Annotated in this window: 12 protein-coding genes and 1 pseudogene; 7 read left to right on the plus strand and 6 right to left on the minus strand. The window is 64.9% G+C overall.

Annotation, left to right across the window (positions count from 1 at the left end; all coding sequences use genetic code 11):
- Nucleotides 1–738, minus strand: a 738-nt coding sequence (locus F3H57_RS21765; RefSeq protein WP_149758998.1) for a DEAD/DEAH box helicase, incomplete at its 3' end; no start/stop codon positions are given.
- A gap of 420 nt (nt 739–1,158) precedes the next feature.
- On the opposite strand from F3H57_RS21765, the gene F3H57_RS21770 reads away from it, so the two are divergent.
- The 3 genes from F3H57_RS21770 (at nt 1,159) to F3H57_RS21780 (ending at nt 5,444) form a co-directional block, all read left to right on the plus strand.
- Nucleotides 1,159–2,199 carry a glycosyl hydrolase family 8 gene (locus tag F3H57_RS21770; protein ID WP_149759000.1) on the plus strand — a complete coding sequence of 347 codons (1,041 nt, stop codon included), beginning with the start codon at nt 1,159–1,161 and terminating at the stop codon, nt 2,197–2,199.
- A 97-nt stretch (nt 2,200–2,296) separates the two neighbouring features.
- Nucleotides 2,297–3,469, plus strand: a complete 1,173-nt coding sequence (locus F3H57_RS21775) for an HlyD family secretion protein (RefSeq protein WP_149759002.1) — start codon at nt 2,297–2,299, stop codon at nt 3,467–3,469.
- Nucleotide 3,470: 1 nt separating this feature from the next.
- Nucleotides 3,471–5,444 (plus strand): glycosyltransferase, encoded by a 1,974-nt coding sequence (locus tag F3H57_RS21780; RefSeq protein WP_149759004.1) that lies wholly within the window; start codon nt 3,471–3,473, stop codon nt 5,442–5,444.
- Nucleotides 5,445–5,532: 88 nt separating this feature from the next.
- Here F3H57_RS21780 and F3H57_RS21785 read toward each other — a convergent pair whose 3' ends face one another.
- From F3H57_RS21785 to F3H57_RS21795, 3 genes are all read right to left on the minus strand, one after another.
- Complete coding sequence (locus tag F3H57_RS21785; protein ID WP_149759006.1) at nt 5,533–6,672, minus strand: cache domain-containing protein; 1,140 nt, start codon at nt 6,670–6,672, stop codon at nt 5,533–5,535.
- Nucleotides 6,672–7,256, minus strand: coding sequence for a hypothetical protein (locus tag F3H57_RS21790; RefSeq protein ID WP_149759007.1), 585 nt, complete (start codon nt 7,254–7,256; stop codon nt 6,672–6,674). The genes F3H57_RS21785 and F3H57_RS21790 overlap by 1 nt, the downstream gene beginning before the upstream one ends.
- Before the next feature lie 434 nt (nt 7,257–7,690).
- Entirely contained in the window at nt 7,691–8,668 is a 978-nt protein-coding gene (locus F3H57_RS21795; RefSeq protein WP_223163197.1) for a tyrosine-type recombinase/integrase, read from the minus strand.
- Nucleotides 8,669–9,085: 417 nt separating this feature from the next.
- Between F3H57_RS21795 and F3H57_RS21800 the strand changes: the two genes are divergently transcribed.
- On the plus strand, nt 9,086–9,571 hold the full coding sequence (locus F3H57_RS21800; protein ID WP_223163198.1) for a recombinase family protein: 486 nt from the start codon (nt 9,086–9,088) through the stop codon (nt 9,569–9,571).
- Between the two features lie 592 nt (nt 9,572–10,163).
- Here F3H57_RS21800 and F3H57_RS21805 read toward each other — a convergent pair.
- Nucleotides 10,164–11,465 carry a hypothetical protein gene (locus tag F3H57_RS21805; RefSeq protein WP_149759011.1) on the minus strand — a complete coding sequence of 434 codons (1,302 nt, stop codon included), beginning with the start codon at nt 11,463–11,465 and terminating at the stop codon, nt 10,164–10,166.
- Between the two features lie 1,607 nt (nt 11,466–13,072).
- On the opposite strand from F3H57_RS21805, the gene tnpA reads away from it, so the two are divergent.
- The 3 genes and pseudogenes from tnpA (at nt 13,073) to tnpC (ending at nt 15,548) form a co-directional block, all read left to right on the plus strand.
- Nucleotides 13,073–13,498 carry an IS66-like element accessory protein TnpA gene (gene tnpA / locus F3H57_RS21810; protein WP_149759013.1) on the plus strand — a complete coding sequence of 142 codons (426 nt, stop codon included), beginning with the start codon at nt 13,073–13,075 and terminating at the stop codon, nt 13,496–13,498.
- Nucleotides 13,495–13,887, plus strand: a complete 393-nt coding sequence (tnpB, locus tag F3H57_RS21815) for an IS66 family insertion sequence element accessory protein TnpB (protein WP_223163199.1) — start codon at nt 13,495–13,497, stop codon at nt 13,885–13,887. The genes tnpA and tnpB overlap by 4 nt, the downstream gene beginning before the upstream one ends.
- A 57-nt stretch (nt 13,888–13,944) precedes the next feature.
- Nucleotides 13,945–15,548: pseudogene (tnpC, locus tag F3H57_RS21820) on the plus strand (IS66 family transposase).
- Nucleotides 15,549–15,746: 198 nt separating this feature from the next.
- On the opposite strand, the gene F3H57_RS21825 reads toward tnpC, so the two are convergent.
- A complete protein-coding gene (locus tag F3H57_RS21825) occupies nt 15,747–16,187 on the minus strand; it encodes a ribbon-helix-helix protein (protein ID WP_149759015.1) in 441 nt (146 codons plus the stop codon).
- Between the last annotated feature and the right edge of the window lie 343 nt (nt 16,188–16,530).

Consider the following 16,530-nt stretch of genomic DNA (forward strand, 5'->3'; position numbering starts at 1 on the left):
GTTGGCAAAGACCAGCGCATTGGGCGCTTCGTGATACCGCAACGTGTTGATCACCGCGTTGTCGACATCCCGTTCGGCCACCATCGATGCGCGGTACTCGATATCGTCGTGCTGCGGCGTTTCGGACTTGGCGACGATCCGTGCGGCGTCGTTCTGGTAGCCTTTCGCAAGCGCCGCGATGGCGGGCGGAACGGTGGCCGAAAACAGCAAGGTCTGCCGTTCGGAGGGCAACTCGTCCAGGATGAATTCGAGTTCCTCTCGGAATCCGAGGTCGAGCATTTCGTCGGCCTCGTCGAGGACGACGGCGCGCACGGCGGAAAGGTCGATGGAGCCGCGGCTGATGTGGTCGCGCAGCCGTCCCGGCGTAGCGGCGACGATATGCGCCCCGCGGTCCAGCGCGCGGCGTTCGTCGCGCATGTCCATGCCTCCGACGCAGGAGGCCAGGACCGCCCCCGCCTTGGCATAGAGCCACCCGAGCTCCCGTTTGACCTGCAAGGCCAGCTCGCGCGTCGGCGCAATGACCACGGCAAGAGGCGTGGCGCCCGGCGTGAAGGCATCTTCGTCGCCCAGCAGCGTGGGCGCGATGGCAAGGCCGAAGCCCAGCGTCTTGCCCGAACCGGTTTGCGCCGAGACCAGCAGGTCACGACCTTTCAACGTCGGGTCGAGCACCGATGTCTGAACGGGTGTCAACGTGGTGTAGCCGCGATCGTCGAGGGCCGCGCGAAGGGCAGGGTGCATGGGAGACCATTACTCTCGGGAAAAGCTCGGGGCCATCCGGGCCGGCGAGCGGGTCGGTGTCGCGCCGGTAAGGGCGCAAAGCAAGTCGCGTTTAGGGCAATTGCGGACGTTTCGCCTACACATCGACCGTTGGACAAGATGGTGCCCGGGGGCGGAATCGAACCACCGACACGAGGATTTTCAATCCGTCCTGAGGAGTAAGGGTGGGTGTAGTTCGTACGCAAACGCAAAACAGCCCGGCGCATTGTCAGTCTTTTAAGCTACGTCTCAGACGACGTGCGCATTACTTCTCAACTCCTTGGCCGGGACCAGAATTCACTGTGCCGCTTCTGGCATGTCGCTTGACAATTGGACGAGTTACGATCTTGAGCGAGCTTCGTGCGAACTTGCCCGGGGACCGGGCCGCAAAGGGAGGCTGCCTTGCAGAGACGTTCTTTCCTCGGGATGCTCGGCCTCATGAGTTTGTCCGTTGCGGCACCCGCGGATTCGAGCGGGGCAGGGCTGGTGGCGGCGTGGAGGCGCTGGAAAACGCGTTTTCTCGAACCCGAGGGCCGTGTGGTCGACCCCGAACAGGCCGGTATCAGCCACTCTGAGGGGCAGGGCTACGCATTGCTGCTGGCCCAGGGCGCAGGCGACCGCGACGCGTTCGAGCGGATCGAAGCTTGGACACGTGCGCATCTGTTGATCCGCGAGGATGCGCTCATGGCTTGGCGGTGGACACCCGGCGGCGGCGTGATGGGTGAGGACTGGCACAACGCGACCGACGGCGATCTTTTTCGCGCGTGGGCGCTCTTGCGGGCGCGCCGCGATTCCGGCTGGCCGGTGGAGCAGGACATCCACTCGGCCATCACCGCGGATATTTCGGGAAGTTGCCTTTGGCCGGATCCCCGCGCCGGGGCGGAGCTGCTGCTGCGCCCCTCGGCTGAGGCACTGGCGACCGAGGAGCGCGTGCTGCTGAACCCGTCCTACATCATGCCGCGTGCGCTGCGCGAACTGGGCACCGACACGGGCGACACGCGGCTGGTCCGGGCGGCGGACCACGGCGAAACCTGTCTTGCCGAACTGGCGGCAACGGGGCTTCTGCCCGACTGGATCGACGTGACGGCGAGGGGCTACGAGAGCCCCACGGGCCACGATCTGCGCTCGGCCTACGACGCTTTGCGAATACCGCTTTACCTCGTGTGGTCGGGGCGGGATGCGCACGCGGCCGTGCGTCTTGCCGCCAGCCAGCTTGCCCCGGACGAGCCGTCGGGCGCCGTGACCGTCGCGCGTGGGGAGGCCGGTGAACCGACGGCGACGAGCGACCTACCGGGTTATCGCGCTGTGGCTCGGCTGGCCGCATGCTCCCCAGTGGAGCCGCCGGGCGCGCCTTCCCTCGACGGGCCGTACTATCCGGCGGCGTTGCACATGCTCGCAGCCTTGGCAGCACGGGAAAACAGTGCGTGCGCCCCGCCAAAATGACGCCAATTTCTCTCTACAGAAAAAGGGGAGATACGGGAATGCCTTAAGCGCTTATGCGCGCTAAGGTTGTGGTTGGACAGGATAAGGGCAAGACGTCATGCGGATCGTGCGACTTATCACCGGTCTCGTGGTGATACTTCTGGCCGGCTGGATCATCGTCGGCGAACAGATGTCGGGGGCCAGCGCCAATGCCGTGGTGAATGCACGGGTGAGCACCGTGCGCGCCGACGTTGCCGGCACGCTCAGCCTTCCCGACCGCGCCCTTGGATCGCTGGTGACAGAGGGCGAGGCGATGGCCTCGATCGATGATCCGCTGGTCGACAGCGTCCGGCTCGACGATTTGCGGATGGAGCTGGACTTCTCGGAGGCGGACGTGGAGCGCGCGTCCGCGTTGATCGCAGAGACCCGCGCCATCCGCGAGGATCTGCTGGACCGTACCGAGCTTTATCGAAAGGAGCGGCTCGCGGATCTGCGCACCCGCCTCCAACACGCGCGGACACGGCTCGACATGCTCGAAGACGGCGGGTCGCCCGACGCAGAGGCGCAGCAGCTCGCCGAAGGCTTCGACACCGACTCCGCGCGGGTGCAGTTCGAACCCCTGCGCACCGATCTCGCCCTGAACCATGCGCGCGAGCGGGTGGAGGTGCTGGAGATCGCCGTGCGCGCAGCCGAGCAAGACGTGTTTCTTGGCGACGGCTACAATGATTCCCCCAACGCCGAGCAGCGTGCGGTGGAGCTCGAAAGCGTGTTGGCCGGTCACGAGGCCGATTTCGCCAATGCCGAGGCGCGCCTCGCCGCGATCGAACGGCGCGTGCGGCAGGAGGAAGTACGCGTGAGCCGCTTCGGCGGCGGAGACATCGCCGCCCCGGTGAACGGCCGCTACTGGGAGGTGCTGCAGGCCGACGGGGTGACCGTGCAGCGCGGCGATCCGATCCTGCGGCTCGTCGACTGCGATTCCACCTTCGTGACGCTCTCGGTGACCGAGCGCGTCTACAATTCGCTGCGCATCGGCCAGTCGGCATCGTTCCGTATGCTCGGGGACGGGCAGGTGTTCGAGGCGACGGTGGCCCGGCTCGCCGGCAGCGGCGCCGAGACGATCTATCGCAACATCGCCATCGCGCCCTCGCAGCGCCACCTCGAACGCTACGACGTTGCCATCCTTGTGCCTGCGCTGAACGATCACCCCGAGCTTGGCTGTGCCGTCGGCCGCACGGGCCGCGCCTTCTTCGACGGGCGCCCGCTCGACGGCCTGCGCGGGCTGCTGAACTGAGATGTTTCACTATCCGCATGTCGGCGAGCTGGGGTCGGCCTACTTCCAGGTGGTGCTGGTGGCGGGCGTGGCGATGGTGCTGCCCTTCGTTGTCGACCGGTCGAACGCGTGGCACCGGGGGATCCTCTTCGTCGTCGCGATCGCCCTGGCGCTGCGCTACGCGTTCTGGCGCGTTACCGAAACGCTGGCCCCGGTCGGGCTCACCGTCGACTTCGCGGCAAGCGCCGCCTTGCTGACCCTCGAAATGGTGTCGCTCGTGGGCTCCCTCAGCGCCTTCGTCATCATGATGCGCGTGCGCGACCGCACGCCCGAGGCGGACGCAAATGCCGGCTGGTGGGGCGAGGACGAGCCGCGTGTGGCGATCCTGATCGCAACCTACAACGAGGAACTCGACGTGCTCGCCCGGACAATCATCGGCGCCAAGTCGCTGCGGCATTCCAACAAGGAGGTGCTGGTCCTGGACGACGGGCGCCGGGACTGGCTGCGCGACTATTGTGCCGCTCAGGGCGTGCGCTACATGCGGCGGCCGGACAACAAGGGCTCGAAGGCCGGCAACATTAATCACGCGCTGGCCCGGCTGGCAGAGGACCCGGTGGTGCCGGACTTCGTCGCCGTGCTGGACGCGGACTTCGTACCGCATCGGGGCTTCATCTCGCGAACGCTGGCGCTGTTCCACGACCCCGAAGTCGGCCTCGTCCAGACGCCGCAGCATTTCTTCAACGCCGACCCGATCCAGCACAATCTCGGCGTCGCGCGATCCTATCCCGACGAGCAGCGCTTCTTCTTCGACCACATGCAGGCGTCGCGTGACGCGTGGGGGATCGCGTTCTGCTGCGGCACCTCGTCGGTCTGTCGCTGGCAGGCCCTGCAGGACCTGGGCGGGCTGCCCACCGAAAGCGTGACCGAGGACTTCATGCTCACGCTCGCGCTACAGAGCATCGGCTGGCGGTCGGTCTATCTCGCCGAGCCGTTGACCGAGGGCCTCGCGCCCGAGGGTCTCAAGGAATACGTCACACAGCGCGCCCGGTGGTGCCTCGGCCTGATGCAGATCGCGCGCTCGTCGATGGGGCCGTTCGCGAAGAACGGCCTGCGGCTGCGCGACCGTTGGAGCGTGGTCGACTCAGTCTTCTACTGGATGACGACCTTCCCGTTCCGGATCGCAGCGGTGGTCTTTCCGCTGCTCTACTGGTTCTTCAACATTACCGTGGTCGACGCGCGGCTGCCGGACGTCATCAGCCATTTCGGCACGTTCTACCTGTGGATCATCGTGGTGCTGAACCTCTTGAGTCGCGGTATGGTCGTGCCGATCCTGAACGACGTCAGTCAGTTGATCGGCGCCATTCCCATCAGCCGCGCAGCCTTTACCGGGCTGCTGAAACCGCACGGTCATCCCTTCTCGGTCACAGCCAAGGGCGGGGACAGGTCGGGCATCGTCGTGCAATGGCGGATGATGGCACCCTTCGCCATCTTTCTCGGGCTTACGCTGATTGGCCTGTGCCTGGGGATCGTGTCGGACCGGTTCGCCTACAACGATGCAGGCGACGGCAAGTGGGTGGTGCTGTTCTGGTCGCTGTACAACGTGGTGGTGCTCAGCGTCACGATCATCGCCTGCGTGGAACTGCCCCGCCGCGAGATCCACATCGCCGATGCGCCCGAGCGCGTGACGTTCGATGACGGCGTAGAGGCCCGCGAGGTCTGGCTCACCTCGCTGACAGCCGATACCGCCCGGCTGCGAGGACGGCGCTATCCTCCGACCGCGCGCGGCACGCTCGAGATCGCCGATGTGGGACAGATCGAGGCGTTTGTGATCTCGCAGACGCGCGACGGCGCGCGGGTGCAGCTCCTGCCCGACGAGGCGCAGCGGGAAGCGCTTTTCGTGAAGTTCTACGCCGAAGGCAACGCACCGGGGGTGGGGAACGTGCGGCTGGCGGCGATGGCGTCCGATCTCGCGCGGCGGCTGTCGTTCAGTCGCTGAGCGGAATCGGGCTCCGGCCCCGAACACGGGAGGAGAGACCGGCAGACCGCCCCCTAATCCGTCGGCTACCGTTGGCCGCGCTCGTGCCTCACTCCCGCCGGTCACGGACGCGGCGATCCTGGAGGCGCGCCAGGGCGCCCGAAATGCGGGCCGCCTCGCGCGTGCCGCCGAATTCCGGCGGATAGACGAACTCTCCGTCCGCGATCCGATCGGACAGGCTGCCGAGAGCGCCGATGGGGCGTACGAAGATCAGCACGAAGATCGTCGTGAAAAGGGCGAGGATAGCGACAAGTCCCGTCGCCCCGAGGGTCAGCGTACCCCTCAGGTCCGACAGGCCCGCGCGGAACGAATCCGCGGGCAATCGGCCCACCATGCGCCAGCCGAAACTGGGCAGGTCGCCGTAGCCAACACTTGGGACCATCGTCGCGAAGTAGTCCTGTCCGTCGGGCCATGTCTCGCGCCCCGCGGTCAACGCGCCGGAGGGCGCGCTGCGCAGGATTTCAAGCTCCGCCGCCGAGGGACGGCCGCCGTCAGAGGAGACGATCACCTTGCCGTTGGGAGAGATGAGGTATGCGTCGATGCCCAGCGTCCGCGCGGTTTCGGACAGGGCGCGCTCGGCCCAGCCGAAGTCAATGTGCATGGCAACGACGCCGATCACGTCGTTCTGTGCATCGCGCACCGGGCGAGAGAGGTCGAGCAGGCGCAGCGGCTCATCCGGAGTGCCCGCATCGGTTCGACGGGTCAGCAGCAGCGACTCGTGCACGTCCCCGGCAAAGCCGCCGCGCATGCCGTTGCGGAACCATGGACGTTCGGCCACGCTCTCGCCTTCTAGCATTTGGTCGGCGGCGGACAGAACGGTGCCGTCGGTGTCGGCGTAGCCGATCCAGGTCAGACGCTGGCCGTTGCCCTGCATCCCTTCCATCAGTCCCTGGGCCGCCTCTTCCGGCATCGCGGGAATGTCCCGGGCCAGTTGCTCAAGGTCTAGCCAGTCCGCGTGCAGATGCCGAGCCAGGGTCTCGGCCGCAGCTTCCGAGCGTAGGCGCACCGCGCTGTCGAGCGCGGAGTCGAGAACCCGGTCCCAGCGGGCGGAGAACAGCGCCGTGAGCGCGATCAGCACCGCCAGAGCGGTGGCCAGAACGAAGCCGCAGATTGCGCCAGCCAGTGACAACCGGGGCAGGGCGGACCGCGGATCGGTGCGGCGGCGTTCGGAGACGCGACGCTCCGCCATCAGAAGGTGTTTATCGAAACGCCGACGAACGCCTGCTCGGAGATGAGCCGCCAGCCGGCGCGCAGGCTCACCGGTCCGTTGCCGATCCGCTTGTTTATCGCCAACGTCGCTTCGTCATAGGTGTCGCTGCCGCCGCGGGATAGTTCGGCCGAAAAGCCGCTGTTCCCGAAGCTGGTCTGCGCGAGCGCGAACCAAGAACTCTGGATCGTGTTCGCCTCGGCCAGCAGGTAAAGCCCGCCGAAGGATGTGGGCGTGTAGCGGTCGAGCACGACCTTGGCGCCCCCCTCGATCCCCTCGAAGCCGTCATCGTCGTCGCGCACCGCCGCCAGCGCCGGCCCGAGCTTGAGCGTCGCGATTTCACCGAGCGGGAGCGCATAGGTCAGGCTGGCCCCGGCTACCGAGCCGCCCTCGTAGTCGTTGAAGCTCAGGCCGAAATTCAGTGGTCCCCGCGCGACCGCTCCGACCGCGTTTGCGGTTTCCGGTGTCAGATCGACCTGCAGGAAACTACCGTCGGCGTGGGTCAGCGTCGCTGATGAGCTGAAGACGATTGCAACAGCAAGCGCGGAACGGGTCGTGCGCGTCATGGATGAAGCTGTACCTCGTGTCTCTGCGACCAGTATGCAAAGGGGTAGCTTCAGCCGAAAGCACAATCGCGACGGCACCTCCAAATTGGTGTGTAGATGACTCCCGTTTGCAACTTGAGCGTGGGGCGAGGCCCTTCCCACGGGAACTTGGAGCAGCAGCGTGTTTGATGCCAACGTCTGAGATAATGAAGATTGCCAAGGTGCCTCCTCGGAGCTGGTCGCGACGCGTTGACCAATGAAACAGGATTGCCCTCTGGCCGACCCTGATCTTTGCGCCGCGCGGCGCTTGTCGGGGGTTTTCGCCTCATTGCGGGTGTCCTACGCTGTTGCACGGGACCGTGAGCACGTGCAGGGAATGGCAAAAAGGTCCTGCGACATGCGTATCTGGATGCCGGCACGTGTCCGCTGCCGCATCAACGTGCAACGCCATCGTCTCAAGCTGCCAGAAGATCACTTTCCAGCTTCTCGAACATCGAGATGTCCTCCTCGGCGTTCTCGAAGAGGTGGCCGTAGACGTCCATCGTCATATTGATTGATGCATGGCCGAGAAGCGTCTGGATCTTCTTCGGATTCCAGCCTTGCTCGATGAACAGCGAGGCCGCGGCGTGTCGGAGCGCGTGGATGCCGAACTTGGCTTCGCCGTCGTCGTTGACGATGCCGTTAGCGACGAGCATCGGCTTGAAGATGCGATTGTAGATGTTCGCGTAGTTCTGGATCTTGCCGGCGCCGTTCGGGAAGACGAGGCCGAGCTCGGTTTCCGGCGTCCGCGCTTGCCACGCCGTCAGCTCTCTCTTCACCGCAGGTGACATCGGAATGTCGCGAACCCCGGCCTTGCTCTTCGGGGCGCCCAACCGGCAGTTCTCGTCCGCGCGCTGACGGATGCGGATCATGCCGCGCTCGAGATCGACATGCTTCCAAGTGAGACCGCGAAGCTCCGAGATGCGCATTCCGGTGAAGATGGCTGTGACGAACATCACCCGGTGCGATGCCGGAGCGTTCTCCAGGATCAGCCGGATCTCCTCTTTCGTCGGGATTACCCGCTCGTCGCTCTCGCTGCGCCGCCTACGGCGCATCTTCACATCTGTGGCGACGTTGTGTTCGATCCATTCTCGCTCGACCGCCTCGGCGAGCACAGCACGCAAGCTGACCATGACCTTGCGCACGAGGGCAGGGGAGACGCCGTCATCGAGCAAGTCGTGCATGAAGTCCCGCACCTGGCTCCGCGACAGCTCGGCGACCAGTGTCCTACCGATCCTCGGCTCGATATGCACGCGGGCATGGCTTCGATACGCCTTGAGCGTCGACCGCTCCAGATCATTGCGCTCGCAGGTTTTCAGCCAGCTGTCGCAGGCGTCCTTGACGGTCTTCTCGGTGGGCCGGGGCATGTGCACCTCTTCTTCTTGATTGCTCATGCTCCCATTATACGACGCGTGGACTCGTCCGTCGGGCAGGAAACCAGTTTTGCGTGAAAAAATGTTCGAACTCAGGAGCATGGCGTTCAGCCTCGCTGCGGTTCCCCCATGCAAACCCGACGTATCACCGCCTGATATTCGCGTTACCTCGTCGGGGTTGATGCGCGCACGTGTAGTGTATACGCAAATGCCGTGGCCGTAGTTGGATACATCCTCGTCACGTCCGGTCCACGTGACGTCAGCCCGAAGCATCCCGGCGCCAAGCGGCAGGTTGAGAACCTGCGTTGGTGGGCCGAAAGCAAGGGGGCCAAGATTCGTCTAGAATTCGATTACGTTAGAAAAATCCGAGGTCGACGCTCGCTGCCGAAGTTGATGCAATTGCTCGAGTCTGCCGAAAGGCGTGGATCTACGATTGTCATGGACGATACAAGCCGCTTGTTTCGGGTCTGCACTGACGACGAAGCGAAGTCGGACATCCTCGAAGCGCTCAAAGCGTACGGTGACCGCATTGTGGACTTACGGCAACGTGGAATATTCTCGAACTTTATCGATAGGCGCGAGGAACTCATCACCAGTGGCGTGCTGACGCCTTACTTCGACCTTGCCCCGCGCAAGAGGCGGGCCAAACCGAAGGAGGAACTGACAGAGCAGACGGCCGCAGCGAACAGTGCGTCGGCCAAGACGCGCAGACGAGCCTCCCGCGAGAAGGCACAGCAACTCGCCGATATACGATCGGAGGCCAAGTCCGCAGCGCGTCCCACGAGGGCGAGAGCGATCGCCGATGCCGCAAACGAGCGCGGACTGACAACGACCCGCGGCCGACCATGGCGCGCCGACACAGTCAGTCGCCTGCTGCGCAGCTACGACGACGAGAGGCAGATCGACGATCACGAGGATGGTTGAGCCGCGCGCTGGCGAGGTCCGCGACCACGGCGCAGTGGGGGAGTGCTGATATTGTGCGGAGCCAGCCAGCGAGCGACCTGGTGGGCCTCAGGGACATGGCGAGCGAGCAGGCTCCCTCAGTGCTTGGCGGCGGGTGCGACGCTCGCAGCCGGGCTCACGGAGTGGGCGAGGGCAGAGCGACTGCACACTGGAAGGGCGAGATGTCTCGTTTCATCCTGCCGCGGGAGGATGACAGCCGGAGATACTTTTGGTAGCGTATGTTCTTGAAATCGGCTCGGGCTGAGTCGTAAAAGTTACGCTGCATCGGGACGTGTAAAAGCTGTGATCGTGATCAGCTCCTGGTGACTTTTCGTGCAGTTTTTTCTCCGAGCCTGCGGTTGCCAGGACTTGCACCCGGCAGGCGATCAGCCTTGTTATAAAGGACTTTCGAGCTTCTGCTCGGCTCGATGGCGTAGCGCCTAGCACGCGCGCTCTAATAGCTCGCAGAAAACGCCTCTGTGTCGCTGAGGGAGTGAGCGTGAGAGCTACAGCTAGCGAGACGTACGGCTCAGGTGGTCACGAGCACACGTAGAACGTGCGACTTCCCGCAGTCTCAGCCCTCCTCGAAGGTGGTAGCCACCGCCTTGAGCGCGTCACGGATCTTGCAGTTCAGGTCCTCGAACCTGAGGTTGTGGGCCTTCTGTCGAACGGGCAAGAGCAGGCGGCCCGTGCCGTCGCGTATGCCCTTGGCGCGTTCAATTACTCTTCGTCCCTGCGCCATCAGCTTCAAGCCGAGAGATCCGGTCTTCGAGAACACGGCGAGCTCCTCTTCCGCCGGGTGCCCAGTCTCGTCTTTTGCTAACGTCGGGAGCTCGAAGTTGAACAAATCCCGTCTCAGCGTGTCGAAGCTGTAGCTCGCTATATCATCGATCGTGTTGATGCCGGTTTCATAGCGTTCTTCCAGACCCGTGTCTTGATGCGATCCTACCGTGATCTCGATACGGGTTCGCCGCTCGTCTACAGGCAGCGGCGGTGTCCGTTGGCCGCGTTTTCTCTTGTCCCTGATCTTGTCTTGCAGACGGTACTTTCCCACGCGGTACTTCGCCGCGATGTAGACCGTGTTGTCGATCGCAGCGGCACGATGATTGTCCGGGTCGGCGGCGGAGAGATGTAGTTTGTGAGTGTCTTTCAGGTGCTGGGCGCGTTGTCCAAGCGAGCCGGCAAATTGCGGCATAAGCTCCACGCCGTCGTGGCTGCGCATCCAGTCCTTTGGGTCCAAGAACATGCCGGTCATCAACATCGGCGAAGGGGCTACGTGTTTTCGGATGAGTTCGGACATCTGCACGCGGCGCGCTATCATGTCGTCATCGTCGCGTGCTCGGGTCCGCTTGGGGTATATGTCGACGGCCAGTTCCCACGACCAAACCTCGTGCTGAACCCATCCTTCGCTTCCCATCACGCCGAACTGCTGCTCGAGGACGTTGAAGATTTTCTCGAACCGGCGACGCGAAGGGTCGTGCAGCAGGATCAGCAGGTCGCGGGTCTCCTCCAACTTGTTGCGATTCAGCTTCGAGGTCACATGCACCCCGCCACGGATAGGGTCGTCGAGCGCCTTCTTGAGCTTGGGCTGGACGTCATGCACCGGCACCACTGGCTTATTGGTGCTGACGCCGATCTCGATCCAGTCGAACCTCGCCTCGAAGCGGTAGTCGCTCAGCTTCACGTCCGGTGTGGCCAGCCACCTGTCGCGAAGGACAGTTTGCCTCGCGTCAGTCGGTGTGAGCTTGTACCGGAGCGAGAGCTGATCTTCCGTGAGGTGGGAGGCATCGTGCAACTCGCGATCGCTGAGAGCGTCCATCGCAATGACCGCAGCGTCCTTTTCAGAATGAAGGATTTGATGTGTGATCCGGCGCACGTGCTGCTGCTTTATGTGTTAATGTGTTGTTCGATCTGAGCAGTTATATGCGGTGCTTGCTTGTCTCAAGACTCCGCGTCGCGGGACAGCGTCTTTGCTGTCCGGATCATTGCCCGAGTAGGTAGCCGCGGTATGTGAGCATTCCAAGAATGGCCGTCACAGTGAAGTTTCGCTCGCCGTGAGCGAAGGTCGCTAAAACGCTTCAAGCCTCACCACGGGGGCATCCTGAGGCTCTCAGGGGCGATTGTGCTGGATGGGGCGGGCGGCTGCAGTACCACAGCCCCACGGATAGGCGTGCTTCGACCGAGAGGCCCGGAACTCAGCCTCGATACGGTCGTGGTCGGCGATCCTGCCAAGCCCCTTTGCCGAAATCGGCGAGCCGTCGCGCACATATACCTCGTGCAGCTTCCCGGGGGCGTGGGGTCAACTTGCTTTACGCACGCCCCGGAATGGTCGATGACTGTCCCGCGCCTGGCTGGGCTTCATGGCCGGCATCACCACGCTCGCAGCTACAAGGAGTGGGCGTAGACGCGCTGAGCGCCGCGTCCGGTTCGTAAGGCGCCGAGGCTGACCTTGGACGCGCCGCTGCCATACCGGCCTTGGCTGGCTGCAGGACTTGGCGGTATCCGACCCCAACCTCCAAGATTTGCCCACACAGTGGCGTTTCGCTGTGGCCGTAACCCACAGGAATTCTAGCATAGCTCGCCATGGAACAATCCCGGCCTCTAAGGCGCATGCGCACCATATTGTACGCACTCCGGCGTGCCGGCTCGCATCCGCAGAGATCGTCGGAGTCCCGCGGTTCGCTTCCGCGACGCAACGACCGCGGTCCGTCTCGCCGGTCCGCGCGAGACGGACGCGGTCGACCGGGAAGAAGTCACGGCCGAGGCCCTGGCGGATGGCGCCGGCCAATGCATGGTCCTCGCCGAGGAAACGCGATGCCGACGCTAAGGTGACCGGCGTGGGCGCGCAGCAGGCTGACGCGTCGCGGACGACGACGGGGCAGATGCCGCCCGGATCCGGGGGACCGGCGTTTCTGGCTCGTGCGCGACCGGAGCGCATTGCGGGTCTCGGTTCCGCCGGAGCGGATCGTTGGTCAAAAGATGCGCCGCGCTCCGGCGTGTCCGCGGGAAGCTCAGAATCTTCGCCTGAGTGGCGTTCCGCTCGAGTGTCTCCCAGGTAGCTGCAGACACGCAGGCGCAGCCACGACACAAATCTCGAGCGCTGTGGGGTTTCTTTGGGCGGGCCTCTTGCGGTTGGTGATGTCCGACGCGTTGGGATCACGTCGGACGCGCGGTCGCGCCGACTGATGTGCGCGACGGCATATGCTCTGACGCCGGGTTCGCTAGGCGGGATGGCCGTCCTTGCGCCGAGAGTCCGGCGTCGCGACCGGCCGCGAAATCGGGAAAGGCTCGATCGGCGCCTTCTCAATTATCATCATCTATATCTGGAGCCTCGATGCGGGCGGGCATCGTGCTCGGCCCCGTTGCGCCCCGCGAAGTCGCAAGGTCGTTTCCTCTGTAAGCGCCTTGCCGACCCCCTCCCTGCCTGAGGTCGCCGGTCCGTGAGAGACCAGTCGCTGTTGAGACAGGCGATTGGACGGCAAAATGGACGACTGTTTGGACGGCTCATCCACCGGCTACGCGTGCCGGATGGAGGTGATCGAGGGGCGCAGCGGGCGTCGGCAACGCAGTGAGGCCGAGCGTGCCCGCATCGCCGCCGAGAGCCTGTGGCCGGGCATTAGGGTGGCCGACGTCGCCCGTCGGCACGGGGTAACGCGCTGGCAGGTCTACGACTGGCGCAAGAAGCTGGCGGCAGGGAAGCTGGCAGTCCCGGACGAGATGATGTCGGAGCCCGCCTTCGCCGCCCTGGTGGTCGAGACGCCACCGGAGGAGCCGGGGAAACCCTCCGGGCCATCACCGGCAAGACGGATCGAGCTGAGCCTGGCGGACGTCACCCTGCGCGTCGAGGCTGACATCGACGAGGAGCAGCTGACGCGGGTGATCCGCGCTATCCGGGCGGGGGCGCGATGATCTCGCCGCACGGGCAGTTGCGGATCTACGTGGCAACCAGACCGGTCGACTTCCGCAAGGGGATCGATGGTCTCGCCCTGGCCGTCCAGGAGGTGATGGGGCTCGATCCCTTCAGCGGCGCCGCCTTCGTGTTCCGCGCCAAGCGGGCGGACCGGATCAAGGTGCTGATCTGGGACCAGACCGGGATGGTGCTGGTCCACAAGCGCCTCGAAGGCGCCAAGTTCGTCTGGCCGCCGTGTTCCGCGCCAAGCGGGCGGACCGGAGGTCCGGGACGGGGTGATCCGGATGTCGCCCGCCCAGTTCGCGGCGCTGTTCGAGGGGATCGACTGGCGCCTGGTCCGCCCCGAGGCCGCTCGGCGTCCGGAGCTGGCGGGCTGACTGCGACGTAGTGACTCGACCGGGCTTTGGCGGTGGCAAGCCCGGAGGGGCTGTGCATGATCCGCCGCATGACCGACACCGCCCTCTCCGAAGAGAACGCCTCTCTGAAGGCGCGCCTCGCCGAGACGGAAGCCGCCCTCGAGGAGGCGGTGGAGGCGCAACGGCGGCTGGAGAGCATCGTTGGCGCGTTGCAGCGGGAGAAGTTCGCGGCGCGCTCCGAGAAGCTCGACCCGGAGCAGTTCAACCTGCCACTCGAGGATGTCGAGCTCGCCCAGGGCGTGCTGGAGGCCGCGCAGGAGCGGGCCAAACGCGCGCTGAAGGAAGGCGCCGCCGCCCCTCGCGCACCGGGCCGGAACCGGGGTCACCTGCCGAAGCATCTGCCCCGCATCGAACGCGTGATCGCCCCGGAGAGCACACTCTGCCCATGTGGGTGCGGCGAGATGACGAGGATCGGCGAGGACACCTCCGAGCGCCTCGACATCGTCCCCGCCCAGTTCCGGGTGCTGGTGACGCGCCGTCCCCCCTATGCCTGCCGCCGCTGCTCGGGAGCCGTCGTGCAGGCGCATGCTCCTGAGCACGTGGTGCCCGGCGGCCTGCCGACCGAGGCACTGATCGCGCAGGTCATCGTCTCGAAGTTCGGAGACCACCTGCCATTCTACCGACAGGCCGAGATCTACGGCCGTCAGGGGCTGACCCTCGACCGCGCCACCCTGGGCAGCTGGGTCGGCCGCGCCTGCTTCCACCTGCGGCCCGTAGTGGCGCAGATGCGCGAGCATCTGAAGGCCGCCGACCGGGTCTTCATGCCCTCTCGGCAGCATCCTTTGGATGCGCCTGCCGGGTAATAGACGAGACCCGGGCGCCGGTCCTGTCGCCGGGACGCAGGCGCACGAAGACCGGATACTTCTGGTCGGTGGTCGCCGATGACCGGCGCCACGGCGGCACCGGGCCACCGGTCGTGATGGTCCACTATGCGCCCGGACGTGGCGCCGCGCACGCGCTGCGCTTCCTGAAAGGCTATCGCGGCCGCTTCGTCCAGTGCGACGGCTACAGTGCCTATGACAAGCTCACGGCCGTCGAACGTCCGGAGGGCGCGTGGCAGCTGGTGCATTGCTGGACCCATGTCCGGCGCCGCTTCGTGAAGCGGCTGGAAACCGATGGCTCGCCCATCGCGGAGCAGGTCCTGCACCGGATCGCCGACCTCCATGCTGTCGAGAAGGCGGTCCGGGGCCAACCGCCCGCAACCCGGTTGGCCGCGCGGAGAGAGCACGCCGCGCCCATCAACGCCGCATTCCGCCCCTGGCTCGAGGCACAACTCTCGCGCATCCCCCGCTCGTCGAAGCTTGCCGAGGACATCCGCTATACCCTCGGCCTCTGGTCCGGCCTGATCCGCTTCCTGGAGGACGGCCAGCTCGAACTCGATACCAACCCGGTCGAGAACCAGATCCGCAGTATTGCCCTTACGAGGAAGAATGCGCTGTTCGCCGGGCACGAGGTCGGCGCCGAGAACTGGGCGATGCTCGCCTCGCTGATCGCCACCTGCAATATGAGCGACGTGAACCCCGTCGACTACATCACCCAGACCCTGCGCGCGCTGCTCGACGGTCACCCCAAGAGCCGGATCGAAGCGCTCATGCCCTGGCGGTTCCAGGACCCGTCAAGCCTCGCCGCGTAGGGTCCCGGGAAGGCGCTTACTTTCCTCTGGCTCGATGATACCCAAACAGGGAATTCTGGAATCGCCGCGTGAGCGCCGCTGCTACCGGACGTGGCTACTTTGCCCTCCGAGATTGCATAGACGCAGTCACGGGCGAATTCTGAGCCTCTTGACGCATATCTGCGCAGCGTGGGGCGACCGACGTCGCCCGTAGCATCGTCACCCCTCGTCGATGATCCGGTCGAACGTCGCGTCGCGGATGTCCATGAGCTGCACGAGCATGTCGAAGTAGGTGCGGCGCTCCGCCTGGCAGAGCTGCTTGAAGCGCTCGATGTCGGATGCCGGACCGCGGACGTTGATCTGTGCGTCCTGTACGGGAAAGGCTCGCTCCGGGCCTGTCTGGCGTCGTGACGCTGCCACTACCTCCCAGGTCGCCGGCATGTACTCGATCATCGCGGTCCTCAGCATGAGCTCGGCGTCGACGCCAGTGGCGGCGGCGAAGGCGGGAATGCGTTCGAGTGGCATACGCATATCGCCGTTCTTCATCATCGAGACCACGTTCGGGCGCTCGTAGCCCATCTCGCTGGCGATCTCGCGTTGGCTCTTGCCACTGGCCTCGATGGCATCGGCGATCATGCGGGCGGTGGGGCTGTCGGTCATCAGGTCCTCGTTGTCTCAGTGGGTTACGAGACGATGATAGAAGGCGACATGAGCGTCCTTGATGCGGTGTGACAGTGGACCGGTCAGCAGGGGCGGTGACAGGAAGTCCTAGAACGGTCGGCAGTCGTCATGGAACCCATGTTGGTCTCGAGCCGTACTCGGCACTTGGAACCTTGGAGTTTCATTCTCGACCCAAATCAGCGCTCACTTGTGAAGATCCGAGGTCTCGCTTACCGGCAGAAAGGGCCGATGGTGTTGAAAAACTCCCCAACCGGGCAATCACCGGGCTCCGACCAGAATTTCGTTCTGGTGAAAGTCAGATCTCCCTCTCTGACGCGGCATT

The sequence above is a fragment of the Roseivivax sediminis genome (assembly GCF_900112685.1).
GTDB lineage: Bacteria > Pseudomonadota > Alphaproteobacteria > Rhodobacterales > Rhodobacteraceae > Roseivivax > Roseivivax sediminis.